Here is a 13320-nt window from a genome sequence, read left to right as displayed (position 1 = left end):
TCAGGCGAGGGAACGGAGGGCCTCGACGGGGCGCAGGCGTGCGGCCCGCTGCCCGCCGACCACGCCCGCGAGGAGCCCGCCGAGCACCGCGAGCCCGATGGCGGCCAGCACGATCCACAGGCTGATCGGTGCCTGGAGCGCGACGTCGACGGCGTTGCTCGCGGCGTCGGCCAGGCCCGCCGGGCGGGTCGCGCCGAAGCTCTCGCCGCCGGCGTCGCCGCCCTGCTGCAGGGCGCCGGCAGGCGCCTGCCCGCCCCCGCCGGGGCCGCCCATCATGAAGCCACCGCCACCCGCGCCGCCGCTCAGGGTGATGCCGGCGAGGTTGACGGCCCACACCGCCAGGGCGCCGATCGCGAGGCCCGCGACGCCGCCGATGAGGCCCTGCACCACGGACTCGCCGGCCACCTGGCCGACCACGCGGCCCTTGCTCCATCCGATCGCCTTGAGCGTGCCCAGCTCGCGGGTACGGCGGTTCACGCCCGAGACCGTGAAGAGGATCGCGAGGCCGAAGGCGGCGGCCAGCACGATGGCGCTCAGCCACGTGCCGAGCGTGCCGATCAGGTTCGACGCGGTGGACAGCGATCCGGTCACGTTCTCGGCCAGGTCGGACTGCGTGCTGACCGACGCGTCGGGCAGCTCGTCCTCGATGGCGGCGGCGACGGCGTCGACGTTCTCGGCGGAGTCGACCTGCACGTACACGTCGGTGACCTGGTCGGCGAGGTCCGCGAGCGTCTGGGCGGTGGCCAGGGGTAGATAGGCGTCGGACGCCGTCGCGACGCCGTCGCCCGTCGTGGAGGCGACGGTGCCGACGATCTCCAGCTTCTTCCCGCCCACCGTGAGGGTGTCGCCCACGGCGAGCTCCTGCTGCTCGGCGTAGGTGGCATCCAGCACGGCGACGTTCTCGTCATCAGCCTCGAGCGTCCGGCCGTCGGCCAGCTCGGCGGTGGTCAGCGGGCCGACGGCGGCGGCGTCCGGGTCCACGCCCGTGACGGTGAACTGGTCGATCTCGAACGACGACCCGCCGGCCGTCGCCTCGCCCGAGCCGTCGGGGCCCATCTGCATCGTGACCGGCCCGTCGCCCTCCCGCATCGCCTCGAAGTCCGGCATCTCGCCGGAGAAGGACATGTTCTGCAGGTCGAGCGTCGCGGCGACGCCGGACACGTGGTCCAGCCCGGAGATGGTCTCCAGGGCGGACGCGTCGAACGACGTCGACCCCATGGCCGTGCTGAGGCGGTCCTGCGAGAGGTCGCGCGTGCCGTCCTCGTTCGCCTCGCCCTCACCCTCGCCGAAGTCGAACCGGCCGGGGCCGCCGCCCCCGCCCGGCCCGTCGGCGGCCTGGTCGACGGTGATGTCGGTGCCGACGCCGTAGACGGAGTCGAGCACCTCGGACTGGGCGTTCTTGACGCCGGTCGAGACGGCGTTGACGACGATGACCAGCGCGATCGCGACCGCGAGACCGATCGCGACGACGACGGTCTGCTTGCGCCGGTTGCGCAGCTCTCTGCGCAGATAGGTGAAGAACATGGGCTCCTGCCTGGGGTCTGGAGTGGGGCGTGCGGAACGGTGGTGTCCGCGCGGACCACCTCGCGGGCGGTGTCGTCACGACCAGGGAGGACAGGGGGCGTGAGGTCGCTCCGCGGGGCGGTCCGCGCCGGACCGTCCGGACGCTAGGCACCACGGCTGTGGTGCCCCTGTCGTCGACCTGTGGTGGTGCTGTGAACCGGGCGCGCTGCCGGGCGCGCTGCCGGGCGCGCTGCCGGGCGCGCTGCCGGGCGCGCTGCCGGGCGGGCTACCGGGCCTCGTGCCGGGGCCGGCACCAGGACCGCCAGGCGCGCGGGTGCCCGGCTGTGGACGGTTGCCCGCCCCCTCGCCGGACGTCCTAGGCTGGGGGCCGTAACCTCCGAGCAACATCCTGAGAAGGAGTCCCCGTGGCTAGCATCGAAGCCGTTGGAGCGCGCGAGATCCTCGACTCGCGCGGCAACCCCACCGTGGAGGTAGAGATCGTCCTGGACGACGACACCTTCGCCCGTGCGGCCGTCCCGTCCGGCGCCTCGACCGGCGCGTTCGAGGCCGTCGAGCTGCGTGACGGCGACAAGGGCCGTTACCTGGGCAAGGGCGTCGAGAAGGCGGTCGCGGCCGTCAACGACGAGATCGCCCCCGAGCTCGTCGGGTACGACGCCGAGGAGCAGCGCATCGTCGACCAGGCGCTGCTGGACCTGGACGGCACCCCGAACAAGGGCAAGCTGGGCGCCAACGCGATCCTGGGCGTGTCCCTCGCCGTCGCGAAGGCCGCCGCCAAGAGCTCCGGCCTGGACCTGTTCCGCTACGTGGGTGGCCCGAACGCCCACGTTCTGCCCGTGCCGATGATGAACATCCTCAACGGCGGGTCCCACGCGGACTCGAACGTCGACATCCAGGAGTTCATGGTCGCCCCGATCGGCGCCCCCACGTTCCGTGAGGCGCTGCGCACCGGCACCGAGGTTTACCACTCCCTCAAGTCCGTGCTGAAGGAGAAGGGCCTGGCCACCGGCCTGGGCGACGAGGGCGGCTTCGCCCCGAACCTGGGCAGCAACCGTGAGGCGCTCGACCTGATCCTCGTCGCCATCGAGCGCGCGGGCCTCAAGGCCGGCACGGACGTCGCGCTCGCGCTGGACGTCGCCTCGACCGAGTTCTTCTCGGACGGCGTGTACGCCTTCGAGGGTGGCAAGAAGACGCCGGACGAGATGATCGCGTACTACGAGCAGCTCGTGGCCGACTACCCGCTGGTCTCCATCGAGGACCCGCTGTCCGAGGACGAGTGGGACTCCTGGGCCGCGCTCATGGGCAAGGTCGGCGACCGGGTGCAGATCGTCGGTGACGACCTGTTCGTGACCAACCCCGAGCGCCTCGCCAAGGGCATCGAGCTCAAGTCGGCCAACTCGCTGCTGGTCAAGCTCAACCAGATCGGCACGCTCACCGAGACGCTCGACGCCGTGACGCTGGCGCAGCGCAACGGGTTCACCACGATGACCTCGCACCGCTCCGGCGAGACCGAGGACACCACCATCGCGGACCTGTCCGTGGCCACGAACGCCGGCCAGATCAAGACCGGTGCCCCCGCCCGTGGCGAGCGCATCGCGAAGTACAACCAGCTCCTGCGCATCGAGGAGGCGCTCGACGAGGCCGGCACGTACGCCGGCCGGTCGGCGTTCCCGCGCTTCCAGGGCTGACTCTGGCCTGACGGCGGCGGTCGAGCGGGCCTCAGACGCTCGACCGGCGCCGGTGCGGTGGCACCGCCTGAGAGTGCGCTTCTACCCAGCGATTTGGCCCAAGAGCCCAGCGAGGTTTGGGCAAAATCGCAGGGTAGAAGCGCACTTCGTCGTTTCACGGATTCGACACACGGCGCGCCGGAGGTAATGCCGGTACAAAGGCCCGGCGAATCGGCACAATCGACCCATGGCTTCCTCACGCCGCCCGGCGCGGCCCTCGGGTTCGGCGCGCGGCTCGGATGCGCGCCCGTCGTCGGCCCAGGCCTCGGGCTCGGCGCGGGGCAAGGACGACCCGAAGCGCGCCGGCCGGGGTGCGTCGAAGGGCACAAGGGCCGGCCGGGACGGCGCGGGCCGCGGGGCCGCGTCGACGTCGAAGGCCGCACCGAAGAGCGCCGCCTCGACGAAGAGCGCTGCACCGAAGGGCGCTTCGACGAAGGGCGCCGCACCTAAGGGCGCCTCGACGAAGGGCGCCTCGACAAAGGATTCGTCGAAGGCAGCAGCGTCGAAGCGTGGCGCGTCGGGTGGTACGCCGACGTCGGAGGCAGCGGGGAGCGCCGGGACGTCAGGCGCACGGAAGCCCGCCACGCCGTCCTCGGCCCGCCGCACCGGCCCGGCCCGGTCCACGGCGTCCGGTCCGGCGTCGTCTCGTGCCGCGTCGTCCCGTGCCGCGTCGTCCCGGGGCGCCGCGGCTCGTCCGTCGGCCCGGCCCGCGGCGTCGGCCGCGCGCGGCGGGCGTCCGGCCTCGTCCGGGGCGAAGCGACCCGCCCAGCCGCGGCGCCGCTCGACGGCGACCGCGAGCGTCGCGCCGTCCGCCCGGCCGCCGCGCGCGGACCGCAAGCGCGGCAGCTTCGGGCTCGTGCTGCCCGAGGTGCTGACAGTCCGCGCGATGGTGCTGTCGGTGGTGATGCTGCTCGCGGTGGTGCTGCTGCTGCCCACGGTCCGCGCGGTCGTGACGCAGCAGGCCGAGCTGCGTGAGCTCCGCTCCGAGCTGAGCGAGCAGCAGGAGCAGAAGGCCGACCTCGAGACCGAGCTGGCCCGCTGGGAGGACCGCAACTACGTCATCGAGCAGGCCCGGTCGCGCCTGCGGTTCGTCATGCCGGGCGACAAGGTGTGGCGGCCGCTGGACACCGACTCCGTGCAGGAGGAGGAGCCCGCGCCGGGCGTCGTCGAGCCGTCGCCGGGCACGTCCGAGGACGCCGACGCGCCCTGGTACACGAGCGTCTGGGACTCGGTGCGTATCGCGGGCGGTGAGTGACCGCCCCTGTCCTGAGGGACAATAGGGTGGTGAGCTCCGTGATCGACAGCGTGTCCGACGACGACCTGCGAGTCCTGGCCGAGCAGCTCGGCCGTGAACCGCGAGGGGTCGTGGGGATCGCGGCGCGCTGCGTGTGCGGCCGGCCGACGGTGGTGCGCACCGCGCCGCGCCTGCCCGACGGCACGCCGTTCCCGACGGTCTTCTACCTGACGCACCCCGGTGCGGTGGCTGCCGCCTCGACGCTCGAGGCGAACGGCGTGATGAAGGAGATGACGGCGCGGCTCGAGTCCGACGAGGAGCTTGCCACCGCCTACCGCGCGGCGCACGAGCACTACCTGGCGGAGCGCGAGGCGATCGGCCACGTCGACGAGATCGACGGCATCTCCGCCGGTGGCATGCCGACGCGGGTGAAGTGCCTGCACGTGCTCTTCGCACACGCCCTTGCTGCCGGACCGGGCGTGAACCCGCTGGGTGACGAGGCGCTCGCCCTGGCCCGCGACACATGGCGCCCGGACCGCTGCACCTGCTGACCCCTCGGGCCGCAGGGCACGCCGGCGCGCCGCGTCGTGGGTTCGCGTGACGTTTCTCGCGAATCGGGATGTCCGGCGCCCGGTGACGGCGGCGGCTGGGAGAATCGCCGCGTGACTTCCTCTCGCGTTGCCGCGATCGACTGCGGCACCAACTCGATCCGCCTGCTCCTCGCGGACGTCGACGCCGCCGGAAACCTCACCGAGCTCGACCGTCGCATGGAGGTGGTGCGGCTCGGCCAGGGCGTCGACCGCACCGGAGAGCTTGCGCCCGAGGCTCTGGAGCGCACGCTCGCCGCGACCCGCCGGTACGCGGCGGCGATCGAGGCCGCCGGCGTAGAGCGGGTGCGGTTCGTGGCGACGTCGGCCACGCGGGACGCCCGGAACCGGGACGCCTTCTTCGACGGCGTGCGGGACGCGCTCGGCGTCGACGTCGAGGTGATCAGCGGGCGCGAGGAGGCGGAGCTGTCCTTCCGCGGCGCGACCGGCGCGGTCGCAGGAGCCCACGCGGGACCGTTCCTCGTGGTCGACCTGGGCGGCGGGTCGACCGAGCTGGTCCTCGGCACCGACTCCGTGGACGCGAGCGTCTCGATGGACGTCGGGTCGGTGCGGATGACGGAACGGCACCTGCACAGCGACCCGCCGTCGCCGGCCGAGGTCGAGGCGGCGCGCGCGGACGTCCGCGCACACCTGGACGACGCCGCCCGTGTGGTGCCGCTCGCGAAGACCGCGACCCTGGTGGGCCTGGCCGGGTCCATCACCACGGTGACCGCGCACGCCCTGGGCCTGACGGAGTACCGGCGCGACCGGGTGGACCAGGCGGTGCTGCCCGTCGAGACCGTGCTGGCCTCGTGCGCCGCGCTGCTCGCGGCGCCGCGGGCCGAACGGACCGCGATGGGCTTCCTGCACCCCGGCCGGGTCGACGTGATCGCAGCCGGGGCGCTCGTCTGGTCCGAGGTGGTCCGGCGCGTCGCGGCCGACGTCGCGGCGGTGGGCGGATCGCTGGCCGGCGTGGTGACGAGCGAGCACGACATCCTGGACGGGATCGCGCTGTCCATGGCGTAGCGGACGCCCGGGAACTCCCGGCCGGGACGGCCCGTTGGGGAGGTCGGAGGAGCGCGAAGGCTTCCGTCAGCGACGACGGCGTGCTGTGCATCACGCACACGCCGTTCTTTGTCGTGTCAATACGCATGCGTTGCGCGCGGTACCCTGGGAATCATGCCTCAGAACGACCTGACCTCGGTCAGCCATGCCTCCGACGCGGCGAGCACGCCGCGCCCGCGGAAGGTGCCGCGCATCGTGGTGCTCGGCGGCGGGTCCGTCGGCCTCTACGTGGCGCGCCGCCTGCGAAAGAAGCTGAAGAAGCGGGAGGCGGCCATCGTCGTCGTCGACCCGCGTCCGTACATGACGTACGCGCCCTTCCTGCCGGAGGCGGGTGCGGGTTCGATCGACGCCCGTGACGTCGTCGCGCCGCACCGGAAGGCCCTCAAGGGCATCGACGTGCTGCAGGGCAAGGTCACCACGATCGAGCACGGCCGCAAGGCCGTGAAGATCCAGCCCGAGGAGGGCGAGGAGTACGAGGTCACGTACGACCAGCTGGTCGTCGGCCTCGGCTCGGTGTCGCGCACGCTGCCCATCCCGGGCCTGGCGGAGAACGCCATCGGCTTCAAGAACGTCGAAGAGGCCATCGCGGTCCGCAACCACGTCATCAACCGGCTGGACGTCGCGTCGTCCACCTGGGACGCCGACCTGCGCAAGCGCATGCTCACGTTCACGTTCGTGGGTGGCGGGTTCGCCGGTATCGAGGCCCTCGCCGAGATCGAGGACATGGCGCGCTACGCCACGCGCCAGTACAACACCATCGAGCCGTCGGACCTGCGGTTCGTCATGATCGAGGGTGCCGGGCGCATCCTGCCCGAGGTCACGGAGCCGATGGGCGAGTACGCCCTCGCCGAGCTGAAGAAGCGCGGCATCGAGTTCCACCTCAACACGTTCCTCTCGTCCTGCGTGGACGGGCACGTCGTGACCTCGACGGGTGTCGAGTTCGACACCGAGACCATCGTGTGGACCGCGGGCGTCAAGGCGAACCCGGTCATCAAGGAGTCGTCCGACCTCCCGTACGACAAGCTGGGCCGCGTCATCGTGCTCCCGACGCTGCAGGTCGCGACGGAGAACGGCGAGGTCATCGAGGGCGCCTGGGCCGCCGGTGACTGCGCCGCGGTGCCGGACGTGCTCAACCCCGGCAAGTTCTGCCCGCCGAACGCGCAGCACGCGATCCGCGAGGCCGTGCGCCTGGCCGACAACATCGTCGCGCTGTACAAGGACCGGCCTGCCGTGGACTACAACCACAAGAACGTGGGTGTCGTCGCCTCGCTGGGTCTGTACAAGGGTGTCGCCGAGCTCTTCGGCTTCATCAAGCTGCGCGGCTTCCTCGCCTGGGTGGCCCACCGTGGTTACCACGTCATGGCGATGCCGACCGGCAACCGCAAGGTGCGCATCCTGATCGGCTGGATCGGTCAGTTCCTCATGGGTCGCGAGCTGGTGTCCCTGGGTTCGCTGCACGACCCGCGCCAGGAGTTCCGTAACGCCTCCGTGCCGCCGAAGGCCCCGGGCGAGAAGGTCGAGCAGAAGGCCGAGTCGTCCGCGTCCCGCGCGGAGTCGGGCGCCAAGTCCTGACGACCGTCTGGCGCCAGGCCCGCGCCTGTTGTTTCGGTCCGGTGCTGCGGGCTGATTGCTGACTTCGGTCGGTTGCCTCGAGATCGGTCGGTGGATCGACCGATCTCGAGGCAACCGACCGAAGTCATTCTCGGGGCCTCTGCGAGGGACCGATGCAGCCGCGCGATTGCTCTCCTCCGACGTCGTGTCCTCGGTAGTCTCTGGGGTGCGCCCCCATAGCCCAACTGGCAGAGGCAGCCGGCTTAAACCCGGCACAGTCCCGGTTCGAACCCGGGTGGGGGCACGCCAGCTCTGGGTGCGGCCTGGTTGACCCGACGCTCCGGGCTTGACGGCCTGGTCTCAGGAGACAGCCCGACCCTTGGCAGGCCCGGTTTCAGGCGACGCCCGGGGCTCAGGCGACCAGCTCCGCGAGATGGCGGCCGGTCAGGGAGGCCTCCTCGCGTGCCAGGCCGGCGGGGGTGCCCTCGAAGACGACACGACCGCCGTCGTGCCCGCCGCCGGGGCCCATGTCGATCACCCAGTCGGCCCGTGCCACGACCGAGAGGTTGTGCTCGACCACGATCACCGACCGGCCGGAGTCGACGAGCCGGTCCAGCAGGGCGGCCAGGTTGTCGACGTCCTGCATGTGCAGGCCTGCGGTGGGCTCGTCGAGGACGAACACCGGGGTGTCGCCACCCATCTCGATCGCGAGCTTGAGCCGCTGCCGCTCGCCGCCGGACAGCGTGTTGAGGTGCTGGCCGAGGGAGATGTAGCCCAGGCCGACGTCCGACAGGCGCGACAGCATCGGCAGCACCGCCTTCTCCGTGAAGAAGCCGAGCGCCTCCTCGACGGACATGGCGAGCACGTCCGCGATGTTCTTGCCGCGGAGGGTGTAGCCCAGCACCTCGTCGGTGAACCGCTTGCCGTCGCACGCCTCGCACACGCTCGCGACACCCGCCATGAAGGCAAGGTCGGTGTAGATCAGGCCCACGCCCTTGCACTCCGGGCAGGCGCCGGCCGAGTTCGCGCTGAACAGGGCGGGCTTGACGCCGTTCGCCCGGGCGAACTGCTTGCGGACGGGTTCGAGGATGCCGGTGTAGGTCGCAGGGTTGGACCGGCGCGACCCGCGGATCGCGGACTGGTCCACGAACGTGACCCCGTCGCGCGGCAGGCAGCCGTGGATCAGGGAGCTCTTGCCGGAGCCCGCGACCCCTGTCACGGCGACGAGGACCCCGAGCGGCACGTCGACCGAGACGTCCCGCAGGTTGTGCAGGGTGGCGTGCTCGATCCGGAGCCGCCCGGTCGGCGTGCGAGGCGTGTCCTTGAGCGTGACGGCCTGGTCGAGGTGCTTGCCCGTGGCCGTCCCGGAGGTGCGCAGCCCGGCGAGGTCGCCCTGGTAGACCACCGTGCCGCCGTGCGCACCGGCACCCGGCCCCATGTCGACGAGATGGTCGGCGGCGGCCATGACCTCGGGCTTGTGCTCGACCACCAGCACCGTGTTGCCCTTGTCCCTCAGGCGCTGGAGCAGGGCGTTCATCTGGCGCACGTCGTGCGGGTGCAGGCCGATGGTCGGCTCGTCGAACACGTAGGTCATGTCCGTCAGGGCTGAGCCCATGTGCCGCACCATCTTGGTGCGCTGGGCCTCGCCGCCGGACAGGGACGACGACTCGCGGTCCAGCGACAGGTACCCCAGCCCGATCTGCTCGAAGGTGGCGAGCAGGTCACCCAGGCCGTCGAGGATCGGCTGGACGTGCGGGTCGGTGAGGCCGCGGACCAGGTCGGCCAGGTCGGTGAGCTGCATGGCCGCGGCCTCGCCGATGTGCTTGCCCCGGACCAGCGACGACCGGGCCCGGTCGTTGAGCCGGGTACCGCCGCACGCGGGGCACGGCGCGAACGTCGCGAGCCGCTCGACGGCGGCCCGCATCGCCCCCTTCATCGACTCCACGTCCTTGACCAGGTACAGCCGGGTGATCTTGGGGACCAGCGACTCGTAGGTGACGTTGATGCCGCCCGAGACGATCTTGCGCTCGGGCCCGTGCATCAGGTCGTGCCACTCGGTGTCGGTGTAGTCCTTGAGCGGCTTGTCCGCGTCGAACAGCCCCGAGTCGGCGTAGACCTTCCAGTACCAGGTGCCGACGCCGAAGTTGGGGAACGTGATGGCACCCTCGTTGAGCGACCTGTCCCGGTCCACGAGCGCGTCGGTGTCGATCGTGGAGACCCGGCCGAGGCCCTCGCACTCGGGGCACATGCCCTGCGGGTCGTTGAACGAGAAGAGGTTGGAGCCGCCGATGTGCGGTGTGCCGAGCCGGGACCAGATGACCCGCAGCATCGTGTACGCGTCGGTCGCGGTGCCCACCGTGGAGCGGGCGTTCGCGCCCATGGGCTCCTGGTCCACCACGATCGCCGCCGACAGGTTCGACAGCGTGTCGACGTCGGGCCGGGGGCGCGAGGGCATGAAGCCCTGGACGAACGCCGGGTAGGTCTCGTCGATCAGCCGACGTGACTCCGCGGCGACGGTGCCGAACACGAGTGAACTCTTGCCGGAGCCGGAGACCCCGGTGAAGACCGTGAGCTTCCGCTTCGGGATGTCCACCGAAACGCCCTGCAGGTTGTTCTCGCGGGCTCCGCGCACCTCGATAGATCCGAACACCACTGTCCTTTCCTGGTCGGTGGTCCCATGGTGCCAGGAGGCACTGACACGCACCCCGGCAACGGGATGCGCCGTTACGCCAGCAGCAGACGCCGGAACGACCCGGTGTGTCAGTGGGGTTGGGTAGCGTGACGGGTACCGACGGCGGGAGTGGGCAGATGACACTGATCTCAACGGGTACTGCGGGTGCCCCGGGGCTCGGCACGGACGAGCGCGTGCCGGGAGCCAGACCTGGCACGTTCGAGCACGCTCGCGAGCCACTGCTGCGTGACCTCGTGGGCGGCATCCTGCGCCGGACCAGACGCGAGCAACGTCGCACGCTGGCCGACGTCGCCGCGGACGCGCGGGTCTCCACGGCCTACCTGTCCGAGGTCGAGCGCGGCCGCAAGGAGGCCTCGTCCGAGGTGCTCGCCGCCGTGTGCGAGGCGCTCGGGATGCGGCTCGTCGACCTGGTGGAGCGGGCGTGGGCGGAGCTCGCGCTCGCGCTGGCCGCCCAGGAGGAGAGCCGCCGGGTCCGCGTCCTGTCGTCCACGGCCCGGCGTGCGGCGGGCTTCTCGTCGTCCCGGCACCCGCTCCAGGCGGGGTCCACCGGCTCGGGCGCCGCGCCGGCCCGCGGCCGGTCCGGGGAGGCCGTCCTGCTCGCGGCCTGACGGTCCCCGACGACCGCGGAGCCGGCATCGGGGACCGGTGCCGGTCCTCAGAGGCCGGCGCGTCGCTTCCCGCCCGGGCGGACGTCGTGCACCTGGTCCACGATCCTGTCGATCATCCCGTAGGCGAGCGCCTGCTCGGCGGTGAACCAGCGGTCGCGTTCCGAGTCGGCGGCGATCGTCTCGACGGTCTGCCCCGTGTGCTCGGCCTGCAGCCGCGTCACCACGTCCTTGACGTGCCGGATGTTCTCGGCCTGGACGACGACGTCGCTGGTGGTGCCGCCGACCCCGCCGGCCGGCTGGTGCATCATGATCCGCGCGTGCGGCAGCGCGTACCGCTTGCCGTGCGTGCCCGAGGCGAGCAGGAACTGACCCATGCTCCCGGCGAAGCCGACCGCCACGGTCGAGACGGCGTTCGGGAGGAGCTTCATCGTGTCGTACACCGCCAGGCCCGCGCCGATGGAGCCGCCGGGTGAGTTGATGTAGACGCTGATGTCCGCGGCCTGGTCCTCGGCCGACAGGAGCAGGAGCTGTGCGGTCACGCGGTTGGCGACGGCGTCGTCGATCTCGCTGCCGATGAGCACGATGCGCTGGTGCAGCAGCCGTGCGGCGAGGTGGTCCTCGAAGGGCTGGAGGTGGGTCGTGTCGGTCATGCCTCCACGATCGTCCCGCCCCGCGCAGGGGGACAGCGGACTCTGCCGGCCGCAGATCTGCTGACGGCAGACCGCCCGCTCGTCACAAGGGGTTGCCCTGCGGATCGATCGTGGGGAACACGTCGAAGTGGACCTCGACCGGCACGGTGCCCGGTTCGCCCTCCTGGCCGCTCAACGGGTCGATGTGCTCCGTGATGAAGCGTTCCCAGGCCGTCACCATCGCGGCCATCTGCTCCGGCGTGGCCCACTTGTTGGCCGAGAAGAAGGTGGTCGCCCCCATCCAGGAGGTGAGCATCTCCTCGTCCGCGTCCTGTGTGGCCCGGAGGAAGGCCATCACCCGCTCGTGCCGCAGCCGCAGGAACTCCGTGTTCACGGCCTCGGCGGTCTGGCGGCCCGCCGGGGAGTCCTTGCCCGAGCTGGAGATGCTGAAGCCCCCTGGCGTGCGCTCCCACCAGCGCTCGCGTGCCGTGCCCTTGCCCTCCACCTCACGGACGAAGCCGTGCTTGGCGAGCTGGCGCAGGTGGTAGCTGGTCGAGCCGCTGGACTCGCCGACGATCTCGCCGAGCTTGCTGGCCGTGAGCGGTCCGTGGCTGGGCAGCAGGTCGAGGATGCGGATGCGGAGCGGATGGGCGAGCGCCCGCAGGGCCGCGGGGCCCAGCTCGGGCGGGCGACCGTTGTCCGCGGGTGCGTCCGGAGCGACCCGCAGCTCGGGCGGCCCAACCGGCACCGGGGCCGACGGCCGTTCGGTCGGGCCGGGGGAGTCCTTGCGTGCTGTCGCCATAGGCAGGACGTTACCCACACCCCGCCGCCGGGACCGGTCGGTCAGCGCAGGGCCAGTGGATGGCGGGCCGCCAGGTTGTCCCGCACGCGCTCCGCATGGGCTCGGCGGCGCTCGGCCCGCTCGATCTCCCGGCGCTGCTCCTCCCGGTCCTCCGGGCGCGGTGCGGCGGGTCGTGTGGCGGACGCCGTCCCGCGGGCGAGGCGCACGGACGGGGGGACGGTGGCGCGGGCGACGGGTGCGTAGGCGGTCATCGCGGTGCTCCTCGCTGGGGGACGGGTCGCCGGACGGGTGCGACCGACGTGACCACCCTACGCATGCCAACAGTTCTTTGCAATAGATTCTTTGCAACGAGATCTTTGGAGACCTCGTCAGTCCTCCGGATCACGCCGGAAGGCGTCCAGGTCGTGGTTGAGCCGTTCGAGCAGGCCGGCGAGCAAGGCCCGTTCGGTGGGGGACCAGTCGGCCAGGATCTCGTCGTACATCGCGCTGCGCCGGGCGCGCTCGTGGTCGAGCTGCTGCCGGCCGGCCGGCGTCGCCTCGACCCGTACCGCCCGTCCGTCGAGCGGGTCGCGGCTGCGCCGGGCGAAGCCCGCCTTCTCCAGGCTCACGACCTGACGGGTCACGGTGGACGCGTCGAGCCCCTGCCGCTCGGCGAGCGCGTTGATGCCGAGCGGCCCCTCGGTGCTGAGCACCAGCAGGAGCAGGTAGCCGGACCGTTCCAGCGACGGGGCGTGCCCCGCGCGGATCGCGCCCGTCCGTTCGGCCCGGCGGAGCAGGAGCGCGAGCTGGAGCTCGACGCGGGAGAGTGTGCCCTCGCCGGCGTGCTCGGCGTCGGCGGCCTCTTTCGTCCTCTTCGACATAGGTGTAGCCTACAGGTAGATATCTGTGGGGTACAGGTAAATCG

12 protein-coding genes and 1 tRNA gene are annotated in these 13320 nt (G+C 71.8%); 7 read left to right on the top strand and 6 right to left on the bottom strand.

The annotated features are described in order from the left end of the window. The gene (locus tag ACIG47_RS10665; RefSeq protein ID WP_397430776.1) at positions 1-1524 is read right to left on the bottom strand and encodes an ABC transporter permease; all 1524 of its coding nucleotides are present in this window, start codon (positions 1522-1524) and stop codon (positions 1-3) included. A 404-nt stretch (positions 1525-1928) separates the two neighbouring features. Here ACIG47_RS10665 and eno point away from each other — a divergent pair, with 404 nt between their 5' ends. The 6 genes from eno (at position 1929) to ACIG47_RS10635 (ending at position 7989) form a co-directional block, all read left to right on the top strand. Further along, on the top strand, positions 1929-3209 hold the full coding sequence (gene eno / locus ACIG47_RS10660) for a phosphopyruvate hydratase (RefSeq protein WP_397417094.1): 1281 nt from the start codon (positions 1929-1931) through the stop codon (positions 3207-3209). Positions 3210-3435: 226 nt separating this feature from the next. Continuing rightward, a complete protein-coding gene (locus ACIG47_RS10655) occupies positions 3436-4503 on the top strand; it encodes a septum formation initiator family protein (protein ID WP_397430775.1) in 1068 nt (355 codons plus the stop codon). Positions 4504-4532: 29 nt separating this feature from the next. Then, positions 4533-5033 carry a DUF501 domain-containing protein gene (locus ACIG47_RS10650; RefSeq protein ID WP_397430774.1) on the top strand — a complete coding sequence of 167 codons (501 nt, stop codon included), beginning with the start codon at positions 4533-4535 and terminating at the stop codon, positions 5031-5033. A 111-nt stretch (positions 5034-5144) separates the two neighbouring features. Beyond that, entirely contained in the window at positions 5145-6095 is a 951-nt protein-coding gene (locus ACIG47_RS10645; protein WP_397430773.1) for an exopolyphosphatase, read from the top strand. Positions 6096-6248: 153 nt separating this feature from the next. Continuing rightward, positions 6249-7706 carry an NAD(P)/FAD-dependent oxidoreductase gene (locus ACIG47_RS10640; protein WP_397430772.1) on the top strand — a complete coding sequence of 486 codons (1458 nt, stop codon included), beginning with the start codon at positions 6249-6251 and terminating at the stop codon, positions 7704-7706. Positions 7707-7915: 209 nt separating this feature from the next. Then, positions 7916-7989 (top strand) — tRNA-Leu (locus ACIG47_RS10635). A gap of 108 nt (positions 7990-8097) precedes the next feature. Here ACIG47_RS10635 and ACIG47_RS10630 read toward each other — a convergent pair. Then, a complete protein-coding gene (locus ACIG47_RS10630; protein ID WP_397430771.1) occupies positions 8098-10338 on the bottom strand; it encodes an ATP-binding cassette domain-containing protein in 2241 nt (746 codons plus the stop codon). A gap of 155 nt (positions 10339-10493) precedes the next feature. Between ACIG47_RS10630 and ACIG47_RS10625 the strand changes: the two genes are divergently transcribed. Beyond that, positions 10494-10985: a helix-turn-helix domain-containing protein gene (locus ACIG47_RS10625; RefSeq protein WP_397430770.1), complete on the top strand. Its 492-nt coding sequence runs from the start codon at positions 10494-10496 to the stop codon at positions 10983-10985. Positions 10986-11032: 47 nt separating this feature from the next. On the opposite strand, the gene ACIG47_RS10620 is transcribed toward ACIG47_RS10625, so the two are convergent. The 4 genes from ACIG47_RS10620 to ACIG47_RS10605 form a co-directional block, all read right to left on the bottom strand. After that, the gene (locus tag ACIG47_RS10620; RefSeq protein WP_397430769.1) at positions 11033-11635 is read right to left on the bottom strand and encodes a ClpP family protease; all 603 of its coding nucleotides are present in this window, start codon (positions 11633-11635) and stop codon (positions 11033-11035) included. 82 nt (positions 11636-11717) lie between these two features. After that, on the bottom strand, positions 11718-12416 hold the full coding sequence (locus ACIG47_RS10615) for an ArsR/SmtB family transcription factor (RefSeq protein WP_397430768.1): 699 nt from the start codon (positions 12414-12416) through the stop codon (positions 11718-11720). A 41-nt stretch (positions 12417-12457) separates the two neighbouring features. Further along, the gene (locus tag ACIG47_RS10610) at positions 12458-12667 is read right to left on the bottom strand and encodes a hypothetical protein (RefSeq protein WP_397430767.1); all 210 of its coding nucleotides are present in this window, start codon (positions 12665-12667) and stop codon (positions 12458-12460) included. A 117-nt stretch (positions 12668-12784) separates the two neighbouring features. After that, positions 12785-13276 (bottom strand): MarR family winged helix-turn-helix transcriptional regulator, encoded by a 492-nt coding sequence (locus ACIG47_RS10605; RefSeq protein WP_397430766.1) that lies wholly within the window; start codon positions 13274-13276, stop codon positions 12785-12787. Between the last annotated feature and the right edge of the window lie 44 nt (positions 13277-13320).

The sequence above is a fragment of the Promicromonospora sp. NPDC052451 genome, from assembly GCF_044547525.1.
In the GTDB taxonomy this organism is placed as follows: domain Bacteria; phylum Actinomycetota; class Actinomycetes; order Actinomycetales; family Cellulomonadaceae; genus Promicromonospora.
Note: the sequence above shows the minus strand (reverse complement) of the source record. Positions and strands in the feature narration are given on the sequence as shown.